This is a genomic window from Mucilaginibacter sp., assembly GCF_028287845.1.
Lineage (GTDB): Bacteria > Bacteroidota > Bacteroidia > Sphingobacteriales > Sphingobacteriaceae > Mucilaginibacter.
In genome coordinates this window covers 1-21,866 of sequence record NZ_JAQBOW010000095.1, presented here as the reverse complement: position 1 = coordinate 21,866, position 21,866 = coordinate 1, and the positions used below count along the sequence as shown (strand labels likewise).

22 protein-coding genes and 1 tRNA gene are annotated in these 21,866 nt (G+C 41.2%); 17 read left to right on the top strand and 6 right to left on the bottom strand.

What is annotated here, in order from left to right; genetic code table 11:
- Positions 1 to 10 precede the first annotated feature (10 nt).
- The 14 genes from JWP71_RS09240 (at position 11) to JWP71_RS09175 (ending at position 13,723) form a co-directional block, all read left to right on the top strand.
- Positions 11 to 220 (top strand): hypothetical protein, encoded by a 210-nt coding sequence (locus tag JWP71_RS09240; protein WP_299498941.1) that lies wholly within the window; start codon positions 11 to 13, stop codon positions 218 to 220.
- A 278-nt stretch (positions 221 to 498) separates the two neighbouring features.
- Complete coding sequence (locus JWP71_RS09235) at positions 499 to 2,118, top strand: M28 family peptidase (RefSeq protein ID WP_299498938.1); 1,620 nt, start codon at positions 499 to 501, stop codon at positions 2,116 to 2,118.
- Between the two features lie 128 nt (positions 2,119 to 2,246).
- Positions 2,247 to 3,428, top strand: coding sequence for a threonine synthase (locus JWP71_RS09230; RefSeq protein WP_299498935.1), 1,182 nt, complete (start codon positions 2,247 to 2,249; stop codon positions 3,426 to 3,428).
- Between the two features lie 165 nt (positions 3,429 to 3,593).
- Positions 3,594 to 3,809: a hypothetical protein gene (locus JWP71_RS09225; protein WP_299498932.1), complete on the top strand. Its 216-nt coding sequence runs from the start codon at positions 3,594 to 3,596 to the stop codon at positions 3,807 to 3,809.
- The gene (locus JWP71_RS09220) at positions 3,799 to 4,125 is read left to right on the top strand and encodes a type II toxin-antitoxin system RelE/ParE family toxin (protein WP_299498929.1); all 327 of its coding nucleotides are present in this window, start codon (positions 3,799 to 3,801) and stop codon (positions 4,123 to 4,125) included. Before JWP71_RS09225 ends, JWP71_RS09220 begins: the two co-directional genes overlap by 11 nt.
- 114 nt (positions 4,126 to 4,239) lie before the next feature.
- A complete protein-coding gene (gene murB, locus JWP71_RS09215) occupies positions 4,240 to 5,259 on the top strand; it encodes a UDP-N-acetylmuramate dehydrogenase (RefSeq protein ID WP_299498926.1) in 1,020 nt (339 codons plus the stop codon).
- 223 nt (positions 5,260 to 5,482) lie between these two features.
- On the top strand, positions 5,483 to 6,019 hold the full coding sequence (locus JWP71_RS09210) for a sigma-70 family RNA polymerase sigma factor (RefSeq protein ID WP_299498923.1): 537 nt from the start codon (positions 5,483 to 5,485) through the stop codon (positions 6,017 to 6,019).
- A 176-nt stretch (positions 6,020 to 6,195) separates the two neighbouring features.
- Positions 6,196 to 7,152 (top strand): threonine/serine dehydratase, encoded by a 957-nt coding sequence (locus tag JWP71_RS09205; RefSeq protein ID WP_299498921.1) that lies wholly within the window; start codon positions 6,196 to 6,198, stop codon positions 7,150 to 7,152.
- Between the two features lie 63 nt (positions 7,153 to 7,215).
- Complete coding sequence (locus JWP71_RS09200) at positions 7,216 to 8,361, top strand: DSD1 family PLP-dependent enzyme (protein WP_299498919.1); 1,146 nt, start codon at positions 7,216 to 7,218, stop codon at positions 8,359 to 8,361.
- Position 8,362: 1 nt separating this feature from the next.
- Positions 8,363 to 8,749: a RidA family protein gene (locus tag JWP71_RS09195; RefSeq protein WP_299498916.1), complete on the top strand. Its 387-nt coding sequence runs from the start codon at positions 8,363 to 8,365 to the stop codon at positions 8,747 to 8,749.
- Positions 8,750 to 8,895: 146 nt separating this feature from the next.
- Entirely contained in the window at positions 8,896 to 9,927 is a 1,032-nt protein-coding gene (locus tag JWP71_RS09190; protein WP_299498913.1) for an aldo/keto reductase, read from the top strand.
- A 138-nt stretch (positions 9,928 to 10,065) separates the two neighbouring features.
- Complete coding sequence (locus tag JWP71_RS09185; protein WP_299498910.1) at positions 10,066 to 11,337, top strand: glycoside hydrolase family 71/99-like protein; 1,272 nt, start codon at positions 10,066 to 10,068, stop codon at positions 11,335 to 11,337.
- Positions 11,338 to 11,347: 10 nt separating this feature from the next.
- On the top strand, positions 11,348 to 12,520 hold the full coding sequence (locus JWP71_RS09180; RefSeq protein WP_299498907.1) for an MFS transporter: 1,173 nt from the start codon (positions 11,348 to 11,350) through the stop codon (positions 12,518 to 12,520).
- Between the two features lie 9 nt (positions 12,521 to 12,529).
- On the top strand, positions 12,530 to 13,723 hold the full coding sequence (locus JWP71_RS09175; RefSeq protein ID WP_299498904.1) for an aminotransferase class V-fold PLP-dependent enzyme: 1,194 nt from the start codon (positions 12,530 to 12,532) through the stop codon (positions 13,721 to 13,723).
- Between the two features lies 1 nt (position 13,724).
- Here JWP71_RS09175 and JWP71_RS09170 read toward each other — a convergent pair whose 3' ends face one another.
- The 3 genes from JWP71_RS09170 to JWP71_RS09160 form a co-directional block, all read right to left on the bottom strand.
- Positions 13,725 to 14,675: an EamA family transporter gene (locus JWP71_RS09170; protein WP_299498901.1), complete on the bottom strand. Its 951-nt coding sequence runs from the start codon at positions 14,673 to 14,675 to the stop codon at positions 13,725 to 13,727.
- Complete coding sequence (locus JWP71_RS09165; protein ID WP_299498898.1) at positions 14,672 to 15,574, bottom strand: ThuA domain-containing protein; 903 nt, start codon at positions 15,572 to 15,574, stop codon at positions 14,672 to 14,674. The genes JWP71_RS09170 and JWP71_RS09165 overlap by 4 nt, the downstream gene beginning before the upstream one ends.
- A 247-nt stretch (positions 15,575 to 15,821) precedes the next feature.
- A complete protein-coding gene (locus JWP71_RS09160) occupies positions 15,822 to 16,205 on the bottom strand; it encodes a VOC family protein (protein ID WP_299498895.1) in 384 nt (127 codons plus the stop codon).
- A gap of 273 nt (positions 16,206 to 16,478) precedes the next feature.
- On the opposite strand from JWP71_RS09160, the gene JWP71_RS09155 reads away from it, so the two are divergent.
- Together JWP71_RS09155 and JWP71_RS09150 are read left to right on the top strand one after the other, a co-directional pair.
- The gene (locus tag JWP71_RS09155) at positions 16,479 to 17,702 is read left to right on the top strand and encodes an outer membrane protein transport protein (protein WP_299498893.1); all 1,224 of its coding nucleotides are present in this window, start codon (positions 16,479 to 16,481) and stop codon (positions 17,700 to 17,702) included.
- A gap of 18 nt (positions 17,703 to 17,720) precedes the next feature.
- Positions 17,721 to 19,025, top strand: a complete 1,305-nt coding sequence (locus JWP71_RS09150; protein ID WP_299498890.1) for an SGNH/GDSL hydrolase family protein — start codon at positions 17,721 to 17,723, stop codon at positions 19,023 to 19,025.
- A 534-nt stretch (positions 19,026 to 19,559) separates the two neighbouring features.
- On the opposite strand, the gene JWP71_RS09145 is transcribed toward JWP71_RS09150, so the two are convergent.
- A tRNA-Asn gene (locus JWP71_RS09145) sits at positions 19,560 to 19,633 on the bottom strand.
- A gap of 85 nt (positions 19,634 to 19,718) precedes the next feature.
- On the opposite strand from JWP71_RS09145, the gene JWP71_RS09140 reads away from it, so the two are divergent.
- Positions 19,719 to 20,636 carry a PfkB family carbohydrate kinase gene (locus JWP71_RS09140; protein WP_299498887.1) on the top strand — a complete coding sequence of 306 codons (918 nt, stop codon included), beginning with the start codon at positions 19,719 to 19,721 and terminating at the stop codon, positions 20,634 to 20,636.
- A gap of 66 nt (positions 20,637 to 20,702) precedes the next feature.
- Here JWP71_RS09140 and JWP71_RS09135 read toward each other — a convergent pair whose 3' ends face one another.
- Positions 20,703 to 20,939 carry a cytochrome b5 domain-containing protein gene (locus JWP71_RS09135; RefSeq protein ID WP_299498884.1) on the bottom strand — a complete coding sequence of 79 codons (237 nt, stop codon included), beginning with the start codon at positions 20,937 to 20,939 and terminating at the stop codon, positions 20,703 to 20,705.
- Between the two features lie 67 nt (positions 20,940 to 21,006).
- The gene (locus JWP71_RS09130) at positions 21,007 to 21,831 is read right to left on the bottom strand and encodes a phytoene/squalene synthase family protein (RefSeq protein ID WP_299498963.1); all 825 of its coding nucleotides are present in this window, start codon (positions 21,829 to 21,831) and stop codon (positions 21,007 to 21,009) included.
- Positions 21,832 to 21,866: the final 35 nt, after the last annotated feature.

Here is a 21,866-nt window from a genome sequence, read left to right as displayed (position 1 = left end):
TAGTAGATGCATGGATGATGTAAAAGTTACCGTTAAAGTGGGGCAGTTAGAGTACGATTATGATATAATTAAGAATACTGATAACTATACTATAATGCAGCAGGGCAAACAGATTGCCGTGATTGAATATCGTGACGAGTGGGTGCAGATATCAGGCAAACATTTACCTGATGGCGCTATCGAAGAAATAATTCATGCGATAGAAGTAAACTACAATTAGTTAGACTTAGGTATTCTTTATTTTCTGGCGATTACGGTCATTTCTTTTTAAAAAAAATTTCTCACCCTAAATATTACACAGGTAATAAATATTGGGCAGGTACAGCATATTGATGTTTAAACACATGATATTCGTGGCGATTTTTATATAAATTTGTCTTGGTTCTGAAGTAACATTTATAGCTAAAATTTGCGGTTAGTAGCTATAATTTGTACCTTAAACGCTTTAAATTGAGTTTAACTTTACAGCGTTTAAAACTTTCCAAACATTACCACACAATGAATAAATTTCACCGGTTATTATTAATAGGTGCATTGGTAACGGTTACCCGTCCAGGCATCGCGCAGCAAATAAAATTGAGTGCCGATGTTAAACAGGCGCTCACTAAGGTAAGCCCAGACCAGATTAAGGCAGATATTGCTTACCTGGCCGATGATAAGCTTCAGGGCCGCTTACCCGGCACACCGGGTTTCCAGATGGCAATTGATTATGTGGTTGGCCGCTTACAATCATTAGATGTAAAACCTGCCGGCGAGAACGGTACATGGCTGCAGCAGGTTAAATTGCGTAGAGCTTTTGTTAAAACTCCTGCTATTACATTAGATAATGGCCTGCCCGTAATAAGCGGGACCGATTATACTATTTCGCCTAACCCTGTAATGCCGGCAGTTAATTTTAACGCGCCATTAGTATTTGCAGGCTATGGCATTAGTGAGCCTGCCCTGGGTTACGATGATTATGCCGGGCTTGATGTAAAAGGTAAAGTAATAGTTATCACCCGCGGGTCGCCTGATAAATTTTCATCGTCAGTTGCCGCACATACCATGAATGCCGCTAAAATTTTAAAGGAAGCTGCGGCGCATGGTGCAATAGGCGTAATTATGGCAAATGCCGATTCTACTTTACGCATGACGGCTGCAAACAGGGGTGTTTATAGTGTATTAGATAAACAAGGCAATGTTGTGGTAAGCAGAACGTATGCCAACAAAATAAATATGGTAGCCGCGTTTGGTTATAAACTATTTAATACTTTGTTAAAACAATCGGGCAAATCAATGCCTGCGTTGTTAGCACAATTAAAAGCGGGCACGCCGGTATCATTTCCTTTAAATACAGGTATACATGCTTCATATACATCAACTTATATAGATGTGATGGGCTATAATATTATAGGCAAAATAGAAGGGTCTGATCCTATATTAAAAAAACAATACATTGTTCATAGCGCTCACTTAGATCACTTAGGCGTAAGCACACCTGTAGAAGGCGATTCTATTTATAATGGCGCGCATGATAATGCTTCGGGTGTGGCAAGTTTATTAGGTATTGCCACTATCTATAAAAATATCAAAGTAAAACCCAAAAGATCCATTTTAACGGTATTTGTAACCGGCGAAGAGTTGGGCGAATTAGGCTCGGGCTTTTTTGCCAAAGAGCCAACAGTACCGATTAAAGATATAGTTGCCGATGTTAATACCGATATGCCCACTATTATTGCACCGTTGCTGTCTGTTACAGCATTGGGTGCAGAACATTCTTCATTATCCAAACAGGTAGCAGAAGCGGCAGGATATTTAGGTTTAGGAGTTGAAGACGACCCCGAACCCAAACAGGCGCGCTTTACACGAAGCGATCAGTACAGCTTTGTTTTAGCAGGAATACCTGCACTGCACATTAAATATGGCAGTAAAACTGTGGATGGTAAGAATAATATGAACGATTTGGTGGCGCCATGGAGGGCCAAATATTACCATAAACCGCAGGATGATATTAATGGTATATTTGATTTTGAAGCCGGAAAAAAATACGCGCAGCTTAATTTTCTGATTGGTTACCTGGTGGCCCAGGATCCAATTAAACCTACGTGGAACAAAGGCGATATTTTTGGTACAAATTAAATTGATACGTTATACTAAATAATGCTATAATGAACGGGATACTAATACAACCCATACGGCTATCTACTCGTATTGTATAAAATATCTCGCTACCATTCGGAATAGTGTGAATTAATAAATATAAAAAAATGAATAATATTGAGTTGGAACAGGCGTCTTTACTGACAGATTTAAAGTGTCCTGAGTGTGGTACAATACATGATGCCGCGGTTATTAATACAGTTTGTATAAATTGCGCATCAACTTTATTTGCACGTTATAATCTGCATACGGGCATTAGCAAGGATATTTTAATAGGTCGCCCGGCAACCATGTGGCGCTACCGGGAGTTTTTGCCGGTTATTGATGAGAAAAACATTGTTACCCTTGGCGAGGGTTTTACACCGATACTTCCCGTTAAAAATTTGAAGAAATTTACCGGTGATAATGAGGTTTTCTGGAAAGATGAATCAGGCAACCCAACGGGCTCATTCAAGGCAAGGGGAATAAGCGCCGCTGTGTCCAAAGCAAAAGAATTAGGCATCCAAGCCATTGCCACACCAACCGCAGGTAATGCCGGTGGCGCGTTAGCCGCCTATGCAGCAAGCGCGGGTGTAAAGGCCATTGTGTATATGCCCAAACAAACCCCTAAAGTTTTTAAAGATGAATGCCACCTTTATGGTGCCGAACTGGTAGAGATAGATGGCAACATAAGCGATTGCGGCAAACTTGTAAATGAACATGCCCTGTTAAATAACTGGTTCCAGGTATCAACGCTGAAAGAACCCTATCGCCTGGAAGGCAAAAAAACAATGGGTTATGAAATTGCCGAGCAGTTTAACTGGCAATTGCCCGATGTTATACTTTATCCAACCGGAGGCGGTACGGGCCTGATAGGTATATGGAAGGCTTTTGACGAAATGGAGCAATTGGGCTGGATAGATAGCAAGCGCCCACGCATGGTAACCGTACAGTCTGAAAGTTGTGACGGTATAGTTAAAGCCTTTCATAGCGGTAAAACGGTATCAGAATTTGCTGATGGCGGGTTTACCATAGCCAACGGCCTGCGTGTACCCAAACCTTATGCCGATAAAGTAATACTAAAAGTATTGCGCGAAAGTAATGGTACTGCCATTACCATAAGCGATGACGAAATGAGCACCGCCCTAAAAGAAATAGCCAAAAACGAGGGTATGCTGATGGCACCCGAAGGCGCGGCCCTATGGCAGGCCTATAAAAAGCTTAAAGCCACCCAATGGATACAACCCGGCGAAAAGGTATTATTGATTAATACAGGTAGCGGGTACAAGTATTTGGAAAATATAATGTAGGTCATTACTCATCGTCAGATGACACAAATTTTTAAAAAGCCTCAAGTTGAAAGATTTGGGGCTTTTTGGTGTTCCACGCTGTCCGAATTAGAGGCATCGACTCTGTAATACTTTTATTGCTATTAATAGCATAAATTGGTAAATTTGAGAAAGCAAAAAATAAATATGCTATTACTAATTAACATAGAGGACAAAAAGGCCGATAGGTTTATGGAATTAATTAAAAATAATTCTGACGCGAAAGTTAAGTCGATTTCTGCGCCGGATGCGGAGCTTTTTGCAGAGATAAATGAGATTAAAAAAGCCTTTAAAAATGCAGAAAAAATAAAAACAGGTAAACTCAAGGGCCGTTCGGCAGATGAATTGTTAAATGAGTTATAATGTTTTAACAATTACACCTTTTGATAAACAACTAAAAAAGCTTGTCAAAAAGTATCCATCATTAAAAACTGAAATAGCAGACCTTATAAATCAACTAAAAACTGAGCCTGATAAGGGGATATCGCTTGGTAACGACTGTTATAAGATACGGCTTGCAATTGCATCTAAAGGAAAAGGTAAATCGGGCGGCGCACGTGTAATTACCTACTTAACAATTACCGATAGTGAAATATATTTGTTATCAATATATGATAAATCGCAGCAATCAGATATTGAAGATAAGGATTTACTTCGCCTGATTGATTTAATAAGATAGCGTTTCCGTTCTGCCCTTGTTGACAACTGTTACGTCCTGTTCCTCTTCCTAAAAATTGAACACCCCCCTTAACAGCAGCGGTAATTATTGCAAATTAATTCCGAAATTCGCCACATGCTGCAAATCCAACAGAACGTTTCGCTTAAAAATTTCAATACTTTCGGGGTAGAGGCCAATGCAAGCTTTTTTGCCGAGATAAACCACGAAGATGAATTAGTAGAACTGTTTATGGACCCCCAATGGCAGCAAACCGAACGGTTGGTTATTGGCGGCGGCAGTAATTTGTTGCTGATAAACGATTTTGAGGGATTAGTTATCCGCATAAATATTCGCGGTATTGAACATCGCATCAACCATAACGAAGTATTTATTGAAGCAGGCGCGGGCGAGGTATGGAACGACCTGGTAAATTTTTGCGTAACCCGCAATTATGCCGGGTTAGAAAATTTGAGCCTTATCCCCGGCTCGGTAGGTGCATCGCCCATACAAAACATAGGCGCGTATGGCGTTGAGCTAAAAGACGTGTTCCATAGTTGTAAAGCTTTTGAAATAAGTACCGGTCAGTTTAAAACCTTTAGTAAAGACGACTGTAAATTTGGCTATCGCGAAAGTGTTTTTAAAAGTGAGCTGAAAGGGCAGTACATTATCGTATCGGTAAAATTAGAATTATCACTAATACCCGATATTAATTTGCGCTACGGCGCGATAGAGCAGGAATTGGTTAACCGTGGTATTACAGATCCTACTATAAAAGATGTATCGCAAGTGGTATCACATATCCGTGTAGCCAAACTGCCCGATCCATCAACCATTGGTAATGCCGGCAGCTTTTTTAAGAATCCGGTTATTACTGCTGATGAGTTTGGCCCGATAAAAGAAAAATTTCCTGAAATTGTAAACTATCCGGCGGGCGAAGGGTTTATTAAATTAGCAGCGGGCTGGCTCATTGAGCAATGCGGATGGAAAGGAAAAATAGTGGGTAATACCGGCACCTGGAAAAACCAGGCCCTTGTTTTGGTGAACCACGGCGGTGCAACGGGCGAAGAAGTGTACAGCTTTTCGTCGCAAATCATAGACAGTGTGTACACTAAATTTGGCGTTATCCTACAACGCGAAGTGAATATTATCAGTTAATTTATTTTACTGATCGGCAATTCTATAAGTGTAATTTTAGTGTCATCCGGGTTAATTATTATTGAAGTATTGTATATAAATATCTGTAAATTAATATATTGTGATTTTGTTAGTGTATTTAGTACACTTATGGTTATTTTAATAACTGTTGTAAACTGTTTGATTAATGCTTTTGTATAGTGGTATGCTGTTTGTCTACATACTAATACAAAACATTTAACAAATGACAAAGATTGAGTTTAACACCCTAGTACTACGTCAGGCAAGTTCATTAAGGTCATACGCCTTACACTTTACTCATGACGCAGATGATGCTAACGACCTTGTCCAGGACACGATGTTGAAAGCCATAACTTATTACAATAAGTTTAAAGAAGGTACAAATTTAAAAGGATGGTTATATACCATCATGAAAAACACCTTCATCAATAATTACCGCCGTTTTGTTAAAATGAGCACTTTTGTTACCAAGTCTGATGAAATATCATCGCCTAACCTGGTATTTAGCTCTACCAAAAATCAAGGCGAAACAAAATTTGTAATGGATGATATTAAAAAAGCTTTAGACAGGTTGCCTGAAGATTATTACGTGCCATTCACCATGTATTTTGAGGGCCACAAATACCACGAAATTGCCGACCATTTAACAATCCCAATCGGAACAGTTAAAACACGCATACACGTTGCCCGTAAATTATTAAAGAAAAATTTAAAAGCATATGATAATGGTGTTAAAAAACCAATATATGCAGAGAACTAATCCATATTAAACTCAACATATATATCAGGAAAGAACCCGCTTTTAGAGCGGGTTTTTTTTGTAGCGATTATTTTTAATTCCTGTTGATATTGTTTTGCCGGTATTTTCGATCATTCTTACTTAAAAAGCGAATTATCTGACAGAGATTTGCCGGTTAATTCGCTATTTTTACAGCAATGAATCAGCAAATTACTCTAGACACAATTAACCGGGCGCACGATCGTATCCGTCCGTACATTCACCGTACACCGGTGTTAATTAATCAAACCATAAATAGTTGGGTTTGCGCGTCCATATTCTTTAAATGCGAAAATTTCCAGAAGATAGGCGCCTTTAAGGCGCGGGGAGGATTAAATGCAATTTTACAAGTAGCGGCAAATAATGAAGGTAAAGCCATTACTACGCACTCATCCGGCAATCATGCCCAAGCAGTGGCTTTCGCAGCGCGGATAGTTGATTTGCCGGCTTATGTAGTTATGCCCAGCAATGCCCCGCAGGTTAAAAAAGATGCTGTAAAAGGCTATGGTGCCCAGGTAATAGAATGCGAACCCAATATTGCTGCGCGCGAGGCAGGTGTAGTAGAAGTAATTAATCGCACGGGCGCTGTATTGGTACATCCGTTTGATAATGACCGTGTAATTGCCGGGCAGGCTACCGCGGCTAAAGAGTTGCTGGAAGACGCCGGAGAGGATCAACCATTCGATGTTATATTTACGCCGGTGGGCGGAGGTGGCATGCTTAGCGGAACCGCATTGGCGGTTCATTACCTATCGCCCCAAACAAAGGTAATTGGCTGCGAACCGGAAGGTGCCGCTGATGCTATATTATCTTTTAAAAGCGGAAATGTAGAGACGGCCCCTTATATAAAATCTGTCGCGGATGGTTTGCTGCCTAATTTAAGTGAACGCACGCTGGCTATAATCCGCGCGTATGTAAGCGATATTTTAACCGTATCAGACGAAGAGATAATTGCTGCCATGAAACTGATATGGGAGCGAATGAAGATCGTTATTGAGCCATCAAGCGCGGTGGCACTTGCAGTTGTGCTAAAGCATAAAGATAAATTCGCCGGGCAAAAAATAGGTATCATCCTTACCGGCGGGAATGTTGATATGGGCAAACTGCCTTTTTAGCCTCATCCAATTTCTTTGTTTGGAGAAGACTTTAGATAAAAATTTACTATAAAATATATTTCAATGCCAATTAATTCAACTTTAGCTCATCTTCAAACCCCATGTTTAATATTGGATGAGGAACGCATGGTACGAAATATTACCCGCCTGCGTGCTCATTTAAACGGGTTGGGTGTGCCTTTGCGCCCGCATTTAAAAACAGCTAAGTCTGTCGAGGTAGCTAAATATTTAGTGGATGAGCAGCAAAACTCTGCCACTGTATCTACCTTAAAGGAAGCCGAAATATTTGCCGAAGCAGGAATAAAAAATATACTATACGCGGTAGGCATCGCCCCGCATAAATTGATTAGGATAGCCGCCTTACGCGCCAAAGGTGCAGATATAATAGTTATATTAGATAATCTTGAACAGGCAAAAGCGATAACCGATTTTACCAAAATTATTAACGACCGTATTCCTGTACTCATTGAAATAGACTGCGACGGTCACCGATCAGGCATTGCGCCTGATGATGCCGAAACCATGATAGCTATTGGTAAAGCGTTAATAGCTGGCGGGGCCGAGCTGCGTGGCGTATTAACCCACGCCGGTAAAAGCTATACATCCCGCAACAAAGCCGAGTTGGAAATGTATGCCGAACAGGAACGAGCGGCTGCAGTAAAAGCGGCAACTACTTTGCGTGAGGCGGGCTTGCCTTGCCCTATAGTTAGCGTAGGCTCATCGCCAACGGCGCATTTTGCCCGTAATTTGGATGGCGTTACCGAAGTACGTGCCGGTGTATTTGTTTTCTTTGACCTGGTGATGGCCGGTATTGGGGTTTGTAATGTTGATGATATTGCCTTGTCTGTATTGGCAACGGTTATCGGTCATCAAAAGGATAAAGGTTGGATTTTGGTAGATGCCGGGTGGATGGCCATGTCGCGTGATAGGGGAACTTCAAGGCAAACTGTTGATAAGGGTTATGGCGTAGTCTGTGATGCTAACGGCAAGCCCTATACAGACCTTATCATGATTGACGCCAACCAGGAACACGGTATACTAGCTATTCAGCCAAATTCAACAGCACAACTTCCTGAGTTAGAAGTAGGCGACCTTGTACGTATTTTACCCAACCATGCATGTGCCACCGGTGCGCAGCATGATTATTATAATGTAATTAACACACAACAACAAGTGGTGGCTAAATGGTCACGCTTTTCTGGATGGTAATATGAAAGAATCAATTAAAATAATAAAAGTAGAAGGTGCACCCGCGCCTGCGGGTCATTATTCGCCGGGTATTGCTTATAATGGCATGTTGTTTATATCGGGCCAGTTGCCCGTAAGGGCCGATGGTACCCATACCAATACCGAACCATTCGAAGTACAGGCAAGACAGACGATTCAAAACGTATTAGCCATTTTAAAAGCTGCCGGAAGTGACGCGTCTGACCTGTTAAAAGTAACCGTATACGTAGTAGGCATTGAAAACTGGAAAATCTTTAATCAGATCTACATAGAAATGATGGGCGATGCAAAACCAGCCCGTGCGGTAGTACCGGTGCCCGAGTTGCATCACGGTTATTTGATAGAGATAGAGGCGACGGCAGCGGTGTAGGTACCTGGATTTACGTATAAATTTATTAGTACTTAACCTGGCTATAATTTGTCAGCCCCATATCAAAATGTGCCGTGCATCTGCGCTTAGCCCATAACTCTTACTATAAAGCTTTACCTTCATTTTAAATTACAACAACTAATAAAATGGAATATAGACAATTGGGAGCATCGGGATTATTTGTCCCGGTATTAAGTTTTGGAACGGCCACCTTTGGCGGTGGTAATGAGTTTTTTAAAGCATGGGGTACTACACAACTGGATGACGCCAAAAAGATGGTACATCTGTGTCTTGATGCGGGGGTTAACTTGTTTGATACGGCTGATGTTTATTCAAACGGCTTATCAGAAGAAATACTGGGTAAGGCATTGGCAGGTTTGCGTGATAAAGTATTGATATCAACCAAAGCCACCTTTAATATGGGCGGCGGACCTAACGATGTCGGTTCATCACGTTACCATCTCGTTAAATCATGTGATGATAGTTTGCGCCGTTTAAATACAGATCATATAGATATTTACCACATGCACGGTATGGACGGCAATACGCCTGTTGAAGAAACACTGCGTGCATTGGATGATCTGGTTACCAGCGGCAAGGTGCGTTATATAGCCTGTTCTAACTTTTCGGGGTGGCATTTAATGAAATCGCTATCAGTGTCCGAGCGTTATGGCTGGTCTAAGTATGTGGCCCATCAGGCCTATTATTCGCTGCTCGACAGGGAGTTTGAGTGGGAGCTGATGCCATTAGGTATCAATCAAAACGTAAGTACCATAGTATGGAGCCCGCTGGCCTCTGGTCAGTTAACCGGGAAGTTCCGCAGGGGGCAGCCCATACCACAGGATAATCGCCGGAGCCAGGGCGGCAGCCATGGACCGGAAACTAATTTTGAGCGCCTGCACACCATTATTGATGCATTGGATGAAGTGGCAGAAGAGACCGGCAAATCAATAGCGCAGGTATCTTTAAACTGGTTATTGCAGCGCCCAACAATTGCCAACATTATAATAGGCGCCCGTAACGAAGAGCAGCTTAAACAAAATTTAGCAGCGGTAGGGTGGAACCTTACTGTTGAGCAGATCAAAAAGCTGGATGCTGCAAGCGAGATTGCACCCATATATCCTTACTGGCACCAGCGCCAGGATACAAAACTTAATCCGTTACCTAAGTTTTATTAATAATTGGTAACAAGAATGTAGATTATGGCACTGTATTTTGCCGGGTAAATAATAACGTCTATCTTCGAAAGAGTAGACGTTATTATTTTTTTATACCAATTAAACCTATCAGCACTAAGCTGATGTACCTCAATCTATATGAAAACTAAAATTACCTTTTTAGCTTGTTTGCTATGCTTTACAACCATTTGCCGGGCACAGAGCAAGCATAGCAAAACCTCTTTATTTCCTACCTATAAAGGTTTGATAATGGCTGGTTACCAGGGGTGGTTTAGGGCAGAGGGAGATGGCAGCGGGTCCAAAAGATTTGCCTATGGTAATGAACAGCGCGGCGGCATGGATATGTGGCCCGATGTTACAGAATATGCAAAAACCTATCAAACATCATTCGTGCTTAAAAGCGGCGAGAAGGCCAGGGTATTTAGCTCGTATGATAAAAGTTCGGTCGATCTTCATTTTAAATGGATGCAGCAATATGGTGTAGACGGTGTTTTTGTGCAGCGCTTTTTCGGCACGGTACGCAGCCGGGATAAAGAGTCGTCGGTAGTATTGAAAAACGCGTTAGAAGCTGCTTCAAAATATAAAAGGGCCATTGCCATAATGTACGACCTATCTGGCCTGGCCGCCAAAGGCGAAGATTGTACTAAAATAATTGACGATTGGAAATACCTCGTCGATGAGTTAAAAGTAACTAACCAGGATGGCGCAAAAACCTATCTTAACCATAACGGCAAACCTGTTGTTGCCATTTGGGGCATCGGCTTTAATACCCGCCCATATAATATCAGAAACATCGGTATAGAAAAAGTAATAGATTTTTTAAAGAACGATCCGGTGTATGGAGGTTGCACCGTAATGCTTGGTGTACCTAACCAGTGGCGCGAGCTTAGGGCAGATTGTTTGCACGACCCCTATTTACATACATTAATAAAGTCGGCAGATATTATTTTTCCGTGGAGTGTACAGCGTTACTCGCCGCTAATGCATAATGATATGGATAGGTTTAAGGATGACCGTATTGATGATATGAAATGGTGCGCCGAAAATCATATTGATTATGTGCCAACCGTATTTCCTGGTTTTAGCTGGCATAACCTGAGTGTTTATGAGTTCCCGGATGATATTAAACCGGCGGGCTCTATACCACGGGAGGGGGGTAGGTTTTATTGGCAGCAAATGTATACGGTGCTTTCAATAGGCTCGCCTATGGTATATGTAGCTATGTTTGATGAAATGAACGAAGGAACAGCTATCTTTAAAACTACTGATAATCCCCCCGTAAGCCAAAACATACAATTTATAAATATGGATGGCAAACCGTCTGATACTTATTTGTGGCTAACAGGCGAAGCAGGGAAAATGTTAAGAAATGAAATACCTTTAAGCAGTAAGATGCCGGTGAGGCAATAAACAGGTAACAATGAAGCGTATTCTGCCTGTAATAGTTATAGCTCAATTTTTTTGTACTTCACTATGGTTTGCGGGCAACGCGGTTATTGGCGATATAGCGAAACAGTTACACCTGGAGCCAACCTATTTGGCTCACCTGGCTAGTGCTGTACAATCTGGCTTTATTGTAGGCACCCTTATTTTTGCCATATTGAGCATTGCCGACAGGTTCTCGCCGGTTAAGGTTTTCTTTACTTGTGCAACTATAGCCGGTGTAATTAATTTGGCAGTAGTTATTAATGGAGTGAGTTCGACAGAATTATTATTGCTGCGATTTTTAACCGGATTTTTTCTTGCCGGAATTTACCCTGTGGGGATGAAGATAGCATCAGACCATTACCAACAGGGGCTTGGAAAATCATTAGGATTTTTAGTTGGCGCTTTGGTTTTAGGGACAGCTTTCCCTCATTTATTAAAAAACATGACGGCGGCCCTACCGTGGAAATATGTTATTTTTTCAACATCCCTGCTTTCGGTTATTGGCGGGTTGGCTATGTTTTTGTTAGTTCCTGATGGGCCATACCGCAGGCCCGGGCAAAAGGTAAATTTGGTTGGGTTTTTAAATGGTTTCCGTAACGTAAAGTTCCGGTCTGTTGCTTTCGGGTACTTTGGCCACATGTGGGAGCTATACGCTTTTTGGGTATTTGTACCGGTGATATTAAGTGCTTATAAAAGTCGTTACCCGGCTGCCGGGTTTAATATTCCCTTATTATCGTTCCTTATAATTGCGGCTGGCAGCGTTTCCTGTGTGTTTGGCGGATTATTATCGCAACGTTTTGGGGCGAAAAGAGTAGCTTCAATTGCATTACTTACATCATGCGTTTGTTGTATCATTTCTCCATTATTATTGTTTAGCAATTCGGCAGTGGTGTTTATTGCGTTCCTGTTTATATGGAGCATGGCTGTTATTGCCGATTCGCCGCTGTTTTCTACCCTCATTGCTCAAAATGCACCCGCCGAATCAAAAGGCACATCGCTAACTATTGTAAATTGTATAGGCTTTACTATTACTATTATCAGCATACAATTAATAAACGCGCTACGAAATGAAGAAAATGTACAATACATTTACATGCTGCTTGCCATTGGGCCAATATTGGGGCTGATAGCATTGCTTAGCAACAAAAAGAGGTTTAGCGAATAAAAAAATAAAATGAAAATTACAGCATTAAGCGAACAGGAAGTTAAACAACTAAGAGCCGAAACTAAAGGGACAGCAAGCAAAATACACTTTAACAACGCCGGCACTGCTTTGCCGCCTAATGTGGTGGTTGAAACCGTTGTTAATTATTTGCAGGAAGAAGCCGTTCAAGGCGGATATGAAACCGAATTTAAATATAAGGATGAGTTAGAAAACACCTACTCGTTAATAGCAAAACTGCTAAACGCGCATAAGGATGAAATTGCCGTTGTAGAAAATGCAAGTACCGCCTGGGGCCTGGCTTTTAATGGGATAGACTTTAAAAAAGGCGATGAGATCATTATCTCTGAAATGGAGTATATAACCAATGTAATAGGGGTTATAAATGTTAAAAAGGCTTATGGTGTAGAAACTAAGGTGATACCAAATGATGAACAGGGTAACTTTTCGTTAGCTGCATTGGAGGCTGCTATTTCGCCGCAAACTAAATTGATAGCGGTTACTCATATCCCCTCCACAGCTGGCGGTATGATGCCCATTGTTGAAATAGGTAAGATTGCCCGCAGACACAATATTTTGTATTTGCTGGATGCCTGCCAAAGTGCCGGACAAGTGCCTGTTGATGTAGAAGAAATAGGCTGCGACATGCTATCGGTAACCGGGCGCAAGTACCTTAGGGCACCCAGGGGAACCGGCTTTTTATATGTAAGAAAAGAGGTGCAGGATAAACTGAAGCTTTTATTTATGGACGGCTTTAGCACCCCAACAGTAAGCGTTGATGATTACAAGGTTAGACCAGACGCAAGGCGTTTCGAGTTGTATGAAAAGAGCCGCGCGCTAACCCTGGGCCTGGGTAAAGCCGTTGAATATGCTTTGGATATTGGGGTAGACAGGATATGGCAGCGTATACAATTATTAGCCGGCTTTATGCGGCAGGAACTAAGAAAAATTGATGGCATTACCGTACATGATTTTGGTGCCGAACAATGCGGCATAGTTACATTTTCTGTAGCCGGGATAGATAGCGCGGCAGTAAAGAGCAAGCTGGCCGAAAAGCAGATCAATGTATCTGTTGGCCTCGCCAAATCAACGCTGATCTATATGAATAAGAATCATTTGGCCAGCATTGTAAGGGCATCGGTACATTATTATAATACCGAAGAAGAGATATTGGTGATGTGTAAAGAATTGGCAGCTATCGCATAGCTTAAGTGCCAATTATTTTTAATGAACTTTTAGAAAAGTATTTAGTAAAGTTTATTAACAACACACTAAATAAAATAACAAATAATCCCAGCAATTGCAGGCTTGAAATAATTTCTCTGGCAAACAGGGTGCCCAATAAAACGGCTATAACCGGGTTTACATAAGAGTGTGTGCTTACTTGTGTGGCCGGCCTTACTGATAGTAGCCAAACATAAGCGCTAAATGCGATGATCGAACCAAAAACAATTAGATAACCTATAGCCAGCCATGCGTGCATCGGTACTTCGCTGATGTTAAATGTACTAAACTCGTTATCGGCAAAGCTGGCGGGAATATAAACCAGGCCCGCAAAAATCATTTGCCAGGCAGTATTTATACGGGCAGGCGCATTGCTTCCCTGCCTTTTTGAATATAGCCCACCAGCCGCCCAGGCTGCCGGGCCAAACAGTAACAACAATAAGCCAATTAATTGTGCCCGGCTAAATTTTCCGTTAACAGATTTGTTTATTGCCTCGCCAAACAACAAAAACACACCGCCAAAGCCTAACACCAGGCCGCTTAAGGTGGTTTTGCTTTTAAAGTTTACGTTCCAGTTTGCTCTGTCAAGCATTACAAACCAAATAGGATTGGTTGATACCATGATGGCTACCATGGCGCTGGGTAAGCTGCGCTCGGCCCATATTACTATGCCCATGCTAACAAACAACATCAGCAGGCCGCTAACAGCCGAAGTAATGATATCTTTTTTAACCCATAGCTTGTCGCCTTTTATAGCGCACCATGCTAACAATAATCCGCCGGCAATTAAAAAACGTACGGCCCCCATCATCATCGGTGGGAAACCATTTATAGCCATCTGGATAAAAAAGTAAGTAGAGCCCCATACAACATATACTATCGCGTAAGCAATAATAACAAGCGCTGTTGATACCGTTTTTTGATTAGTTGTCATTTATCGGCATCTTTAACACTTATTGAAGCAGCAGTAGGGAAATTTTTAGGTATTGGATAAGTTACCTTTCCGGTTCCGAGCCATTCAACGGCCCTTATCATAGTGGTTTGAAAACCAATACAACGATATCCTAAAGGATAGGTATCTCCTTTCCATAAATGCCCCATGCTTGATACGTATACTTTGCCTTTGCCATATTTAACAATCCACTCAACCGGCCAATTAATGTGGGTAATAGGGTCTGGTGCATAAGATAGTACAGTAAGGTTCTCTGCCGGGCCCCGGGCATATCTGTACAATTCTACATCAGGTGTCATCCATTGTTTAGGATAGCCTTTGTTGATAGGATGATTTGTTAGTACGTGTATTTGCAAATCGCTGCGGTCGCCATGAAAAGTACCCTGCCCTTCGCCCGGTGGTATGCGATTAATTTTGCCAGCCGAATCGACTACTAAAGCATACCCATAAGTTTTGGGCCGCCAGCCCAGGCCTATTATTTTGTTATATTCTTCCCAATCCGGATAAGCATTATTGGCCGAGTGAAGGATATACAGCCCGCCGCCATCCTTAACATAGTTTTCTAATTCTTCCTGCACTCTTCGCGGCCATTTTAAGCGGGCATTTTGAATGTTATTGGTGTTTTGAATAACTACATCAAAATTTTTAAACTTAGGGTCCCATGAGGTCCAGCTGGTATCTTCCGGGGTTGCGGGTGCAGTAGAAACAGTGATTGTAAACCGGCCCGTTTCATTTAAAATTTGTTTTACAATTTTAGTTGTTTGCCGCCAGTCATGATTGCTAAAACCATCCACAATAAGCACCCTTACAGGCTTTTGCGCAAACAAAATTATTGGCAAAATACATAGGCCAAAAACAGATAAGAATTTTTTAAAAGGCATAACGGTTTAAGTTAATAAACAATAATACCATTTTACCGCCAATATTCTACCGTAACAAGTACAATAAACAATGCCAGCTTTTAAAAAAAGATCGACTATGGTATATTATATTGTTGGTATATTGTCCCAACTGTCCCAACTGTATTCACGTGTCCCTGGGACAGACACCTAATTAAACGTGTACCAACGTGTTCGTGGGACAGTACAGTGGCAATATTTAACGGGTATAGGTTATTGCTGCATTTGCTTAATGCTCTTCTATCACCGATAAAATATTACCTGCCGGGTCTTTGAACCAGGCTATGTTAGGTCCATGGCCATCACTTCGGGCAATGCCTTTTTCGTCTGTTTTTAGCTGGCCGTCGTACTGTTCAAAAGCTACTCCCTTTTTTATTAATTCATCCACGGCCCCATCAATATTTGGCACCGGGAAATTAAGCACGGTATAAGTTGCGGGTTCGTGGTTAGGTTTGGGGTAAACCATAATGTTGTTGCTGCCGGGTATATGCAAGTCAATTAATCCCATTGGGTTATCAACTACTTCAATACCTAAAACTTCGGCATAAAATTTTTTTGCTTTCTGCAAATCATCTACAGAAAAACTGCTAAATGCTTTTGTGTTCTTGAACATAGTGATGTGTTTTTAATTTAATACTCGTAACTGGCTATTTGTTCATTTAAGACATTAACATACGGATGTATAATTAGTTTGTAGTGTTTTACCCATACTAAGCTGAGGTGGTAAGTACAAAGATGGTGATATAGCTGTTATTGTCGATTATTATATTGTTAAAATCGACAGTAAAAAAAGATATATTTTTGAGTTTTTTGCAATTAATAGGTAGAAAAATTATTATGTTTACATAACAATCAATTAACACCCAACCGGGACTAAATCAAAATCATGAGAAAATTTTTATTGATCGGCCTTACGTTATTGCCTTTTTTAGGGCTTGCGCAAGGTTTCCAGGTTAATTTGCACGGAGAAAAGCAAATTGGCATGGGCCATACAGGAACGGGACTATTGCAGGACGGCGCTTCTGTATTGTTTAATCCGGGTGCGGTAGCCATGTTGCCAGAAAACTATGTCCAGGGTGGAATAAGTCCGTTGTTCTTTAATTCGGCATTCTTAGCTACCGGCTCAAACCAGCAGGAAAACAACAAAAACCAAATTGCTACGCCATTTAGCGTTTATGCAGTATGGGGACCTAAAAAATCGCCATGGAAAGTAGGCCTGGGTGTTTATACGCCGTTTGGCGGTTTAACAGATTGGGGTACCTCATGGTCTGGTAAATACGCTTTAGAGAGCTTGAATTTAAAAGCAATCTATTTTCAACCTACTATAAGCTATAAATTATGTAATACTATAAGCATTGGGGCGGGCTTTGTATATAACCATGCCAGTGTTGATTTAACCAAAGCTATTCCAACCGCCAGCAGTACAGGTACTGATGGCCAGGCAGAGTTAAAAGGCAACGGAAAGGGATACGGCTTTAATGCCGGTGTATTTATAAAGGCCAGCGAAAAAGTAAACATAGGTTTAACGTATCGCTCTAAGGTTAATACCAAGATTGATGGCGGTGCAGCAACTTTTATAGTACCATCTTCATTATCCGCCAATTTCCCTTCACCTAATACGTTTTCGTCATCCATTCCGTTACCGGCCACAGCATCATTAGGTGTTGGATATTATCCAACCAGTAACTGGACGGTAGCTTTTGATTTTCAATATGTAAACTGGTCGGTTTACAAATCGCTTGATTTTGTGTACGGCCAAACTACTACTACGCTGCAAAACACACATTCGCCGCGCAATTACCAAAATGCATACGATTTTAGGGGAGGCGCGCAATACAAGACATCGCCAACTGTGGCTTTACGTTTTGGCGGCGGTTATGCATCAACGGCAGTTAAAGATGGTTACGTAACCCCGGAGGCTCCTGATGCTAACCGTATTTACGGCACCCTTGGTTTGGGTTATAAATTGGCTAAGCGGCTTGATCTGGATGTATCGTTAGAGTTTGAGCACTTAATGAGCCGTACACAAACAAATATGGAATCTAACCTGTCTGGTACATTTAAAACTGATGTTACTATCCCGGGTTTATCACTTGCTTATCACTGGTAATATTTAACAACGATAAAGATGAAGAATTTTAAAAATTACATATTTATACTGGGCGCGTTTATTTTTATAGTTGCCTGCAAACCCACTATTACCGTGCCCATTTCAAAGGGTTCGGCAGATTTTACCAGATATATCGCGGTAGGGAACTCATTAACTGCAGGCTATGCCGATGGTGGTTTATATCTTAGAGGGCAGTTAAATTCTTACCCCAGCATTATAGCCAAACAAATGGTTTCGGTTGGTGGCGGCAGTTTTAATCAGCCATTGTTTACAGATGCCCAGGCAGATGGCACCGGCTATCAAAAGTTAACCGGTTTTTCAAGCACCGGGTCGCCGGTACTTACTGCTGTGCCGGCGGCTGCTGTGCGTGGTACCATTACCTTGCCGGGTTTAGGTACCATCCCGTTATTTACAAAATATAGCGGCGCGTTAGAGAATTATGGCGTACCGGGTATTAAACTAAATGATATATTAAACCCCGCTTATGGCAATGGTAACCCATATTATGAACGCCTGTTACCAAATGCAAGCCCGACCAATACTACCAATTACCTTGATTTTGTAACTACCAAATCGTTCACATTTTTTACCAACTGGTTAGGCAATAATGATGCGCTATCATACGCTACAAGTGGTGGCGCAGGTGATGTATTGACCGACAAAGCTGCTTTTGCCAACACCTACACCACTTTAATAACACGTTTAACTGCTAATGGTGCAAAAGGCGCCTGTGCGACCATACCTGATGTAACTACTATACCATATTTTAATACGGTAACTGTGCCACTGGTATTAGCCAGTGTACAAAAGGCTAATCCTGCGGTACAGGCGTTATATATTAACGCACTTACTTCAACAGGTGCATACGCGCCGCGCGCGGCAACAGCAGCCGATTTGATTGTGCTAACCTTCCCCACAAGTAAAATAGGTGTACCCAATAGCAGCGGATATCCTTATGGACTGCATCCGGGTAACCCTATAGAAACGCAATATGTTTTAGATGCTAACGAGATTGCTTTAGTTAAAGACTATGTAAACGCTTATAACAATACCATTAAATCTGTATCAGCTTCAAAGGGATTGGCTGTATTTGATGCCTTTACGTTTTTAACCAATTTAAAAGCAAATGGATTACTAATAAATGGAGTAGCTCTTAATTCGAATTACATAAGCGGTGGTATATTCTCTTTAGACGGAGTGCATTTAACGCCGCGTGGTTACTCAATTGTTGCCAACCAGTTTATAACGGCAATTAACAATCAATATAACTCAACTATACCATTGGCAAATGTTTCTGCCTATAATGGCGTATTATTTCCTTAATGTAGTTGCCCGGTAACGCAAAATGCAAAGAGGCCGTTTCATAAGTAATTATGAGACGGCCTCTTTAAAGAAATCGCAAAATGTTTTTACAAAATCCTGTAAAAAAATCCACACTCGCCAGAGTGGAGACAAATCAATGATTTTGAGGCTTCTCATCTGTACTTAATTCGAACCAATTAACAGAGCAATAGAAGCTTTTGTTGAATAAACCGGATCGGTAATATCTTTTGGTAAGGATTTCATGGAATTGCATTTTGTGATTTAAAGCCACCCAAATCATGGGCACCCGGTAGATAGTATTTCATTATAAAATCTTCATAGGTCTGAGAAATCAGAATAAGGTGAGAGTTTATGCCCCTTTAAAATACTATAAGTCGACTTTTGTTTTATTATACTAAAAGTATATTTAGCGGGAATGGTACTTATTTTGAACAGATCCAAAACAACCTATCTGTTTTGATTTTTTCTGCAAATTTTCTGCAAATAAAAAAATCCCCACTCGCCAGAGTGGGGATTAAATCATTGATTTTTAAGCTCCTGAGGCTGGGCTCGAACCAGCGACCCTCTGATTAACAGTCAGATGCTCTAACCAGCTGAGCTACTCAGGAGTATTTTCCGGTTTGGAGTGTGCAAAAGTATGATTTCTGATCTAATTTCACAATATTTGTCAAAAAAAATTATAAAAAATATTAAATGAGTTTAGTAGTTATTGGTACTGTGGCGTTTGACGCTATTGAGACACCCTTTGGGAAGACAGATAAAATTGTTGGCGGCGCTGCAACCTATGCAGGATTAGCGGCAGCTTACTTTTATGATAAGGTAAAAATTGTGGCTGTTGTAGGCGATGATTTCCCTGAAAGTGAGATTGCTGATTTTAGAGCTCATGGTATAGATACCGAAGGACTTCAAGTAAAAAAAGATGAAAAATCGTTTTTTTGGAGCGGTAAGTACCATAACGATATGAACAGCCGGGATACGCTGGTAACCGAATTAAATGTTTTAGCTGATTTTGACCCCATCATCCCTGCAAACTACCAGGACTGTGAATACCTTATGCTAGGTAATCTTACACCACAAGTACAGCAAACGGTTATTAAACGCTTAACAAAGCGCCCTAAGCTTATTGTAATGGATACCATGAACTTCTGGATGGACATTGCAATGGATGACCTGTTAGAAACCATTAAACTGATAGATGTATTAACTATTAATGATGCCGAGGCCCGCCAGTTATCCGGCGAGTATTCATTAGTTAAAGCTGCGCACAAAATTTTAACTATGGGGCCAAAATACCTTATCATTAAAAAAGGCGAGCATGGCGCATTGTTGTTTCATGAGGATAAAATATTTTCAGCCCCGGCATTGCCATTAGCAGAAGTATTTGACCCTACAGGGGCAGGTGATACCTTTGCCGGCGGTTTTATTGGCTACATGGCAAAGGTGGGCACGGTAAACTTTAATAATATGAAAAATGCCATAATTTTTGGCTCGGCGTTGGCTTCGTTTTGTGTAGAGAAGTTTGGTACTGAAAAAATAAAAAATGTAACCCAGGCAGAAATTGCCGAACGCATACAAGAGTTTGTTAATTTATCTGCATTCGAGATAAAGTAATATAATTGCGAAATGCTGATTGCGGAATGAAAAGATACTTTCGCAATCGGCATTTCGCATTTCAACTTATTTTAGCTTCCCTATCGCGTTAAAATTCTGAAACACCCACTCATCATGCGGTGCATCGCCCAGTTCGTGAGTAAGGTCCTGGCCGGCCCAATGCTCATAGTGTTTGCCATTGCGCCACAGGCGGCTGCGTGATACATCATAGATAACGCCTTTATAAGCAATCCACACTTCGGGCTTGTCCTGCCCGTTGCGCAGGGCCAGTTGTGATTTGGTGTATATGGGCAGGTCTGTCATTTTTTCAAATATACTTTTTCAGCGCTCAAATTCAGGCAATAGAGAGTGTTGCGTTGCGCAACACCTATTAAATGCCTTGCGTTATCCGGGCTTTTACATATAGTAACCCTTTGCGGATATTAGAAATCCGGATACGATGATCTAATATTTCATTTACAGGTGTATGCGCTATCTTTTTAAACAACTGCAAATAATAACAATAGGCAACATAAACCCCAAGCCGTACACCTTTGGGTAAAAGCATTATCCCCTTATAGCCTTCGTCAAAATCATGTTGTATATCCGCTTCAATATGTTGTTTATCCTGTTGGGTAAAGTTTTTAAAATCAACACCGGGAAAATAAGTGCGGCCGCGATCTTCATAATCAGATTTTATATCCCGTAAAAAATTGATCTTCTGGAAAGCCGACCCCAAACTTAGAGCCATAGGCATTAATTGTTGGTATAACCCTTTATCGCCCCCGCAAAAAACCTGCAGGCACATTAAGCCTATAACACCTGCCGAGCCATGAATATACGTTTGATAACCAGCATCATCATAAACCTTATGGTCAAGGTCCATTTCCATCGACCGTAAAAATTCTTCTATCAATTGGCTGTCTATACCGTATTGGTTCACCACAATTTGAAAGGAGTGCAAAACGGGGTTCAGGCTTATTTTTTGGTTGATGGCTTTAAAAGTTTCCTGTTTAAAATCGCTGATGAGCCGGGCCTTATCATGGTTATGAAAAGTATCTACAATTTCATCCGCGTAGCGTACAAAACCATAAATAGCATAAACAGGATACCTGAATTGCTTATTAAATGCCCTAATACCTTTGCTGAATGAAGTGCTGTACTTAGTGGTTATTAATTTACTGCATTCAAAACAGGCTTCATCATACAGATCCATCTTAGCCATGCGCTTGGCTTCAAAAGTACATAAAT

Bases quoted from the DNA above. Each gene is read 5' to 3' on its own strand.
- JWP71_RS09220 (WP_299498929.1), top strand. From the start codon at position 3,799: ATGAGTTATAATGTTTTAACAATTACACCTTTTGATAAACAACTAAAA.
- JWP71_RS09165 (WP_299498898.1), bottom strand. From the start codon at position 15,574: ATGCCTTTTAAAAAATTCTTATCTGTTTTTGGCCTATGTATTTTGCCA.
- JWP71_RS09185 (WP_299498910.1), top strand. From the start codon at position 10,066: ATGAAAACTAAAATTACCTTTTTAGCTTGTTTGCTATGCTTTACAACC.
- JWP71_RS09235 (WP_299498938.1), top strand. From the start codon at position 499: ATGAATAAATTTCACCGGTTATTATTAATAGGTGCATTGGTAACGGTT.
- JWP71_RS09180 (WP_299498907.1), top strand. From the start codon at position 11,348: ATGAAGCGTATTCTGCCTGTAATAGTTATAGCTCAATTTTTTTGTACT.
- JWP71_RS09130 (WP_299498963.1), bottom strand. From the start codon at position 21,831: ATGGATCTGTATGATGAAGCCTGTTTTGAATGCAGTAAATTAATAACC.
- JWP71_RS09155 (WP_299498893.1), top strand. From the start codon at position 16,479: ATGAGAAAATTTTTATTGATCGGCCTTACGTTATTGCCTTTTTTAGGG.
- JWP71_RS09210 (WP_299498923.1), top strand. From the start codon at position 5,483: ATGACAAAGATTGAGTTTAACACCCTAGTACTACGTCAGGCAAGTTCA.
- JWP71_RS09150 (WP_299498890.1), top strand. From the start codon at position 17,721: ATGAAGAATTTTAAAAATTACATATTTATACTGGGCGCGTTTATTTTT.
- JWP71_RS09195 (WP_299498916.1), top strand. From the start codon at position 8,363: ATGAAAGAATCAATTAAAATAATAAAAGTAGAAGGTGCACCCGCGCCT.
- JWP71_RS09200 (WP_299498919.1), top strand. From the start codon at position 7,216: ATGCCAATTAATTCAACTTTAGCTCATCTTCAAACCCCATGTTTAATA.
- murB (WP_299498926.1), top strand. From the start codon at position 4,240: ATGCTGCAAATCCAACAGAACGTTTCGCTTAAAAATTTCAATACTTTC.
- JWP71_RS09160 (WP_299498895.1), bottom strand. From the start codon at position 16,205: ATGTTCAAGAACACAAAAGCATTTAGCAGTTTTTCTGTAGATGATTTG.
- JWP71_RS09170 (WP_299498901.1), bottom strand. From the start codon at position 14,675: ATGACAACTAATCAAAAAACGGTATCAACAGCGCTTGTTATTATTGCT.
- JWP71_RS09225 (WP_299498932.1), top strand. From the start codon at position 3,594: ATGCTATTACTAATTAACATAGAGGACAAAAAGGCCGATAGGTTTATG.
- JWP71_RS09175 (WP_299498904.1), top strand. From the start codon at position 12,530: ATGAAAATTACAGCATTAAGCGAACAGGAAGTTAAACAACTAAGAGCC.
- JWP71_RS09140 (WP_299498887.1), top strand. From the start codon at position 19,719: ATGAGTTTAGTAGTTATTGGTACTGTGGCGTTTGACGCTATTGAGACA.
- JWP71_RS09205 (WP_299498921.1), top strand. From the start codon at position 6,196: ATGAATCAGCAAATTACTCTAGACACAATTAACCGGGCGCACGATCGT.
- JWP71_RS09240 (WP_299498941.1), top strand. From the start codon at position 11: ATGGATGATGTAAAAGTTACCGTTAAAGTGGGGCAGTTAGAGTACGAT.
- JWP71_RS09190 (WP_299498913.1), top strand. From the start codon at position 8,896: ATGGAATATAGACAATTGGGAGCATCGGGATTATTTGTCCCGGTATTA.
- JWP71_RS09230 (WP_299498935.1), top strand. From the start codon at position 2,247: ATGAATAATATTGAGTTGGAACAGGCGTCTTTACTGACAGATTTAAAG.
- JWP71_RS09135 (WP_299498884.1), bottom strand. From the start codon at position 20,939: ATGACAGACCTGCCCATATACACCAAATCACAACTGGCCCTGCGCAAC.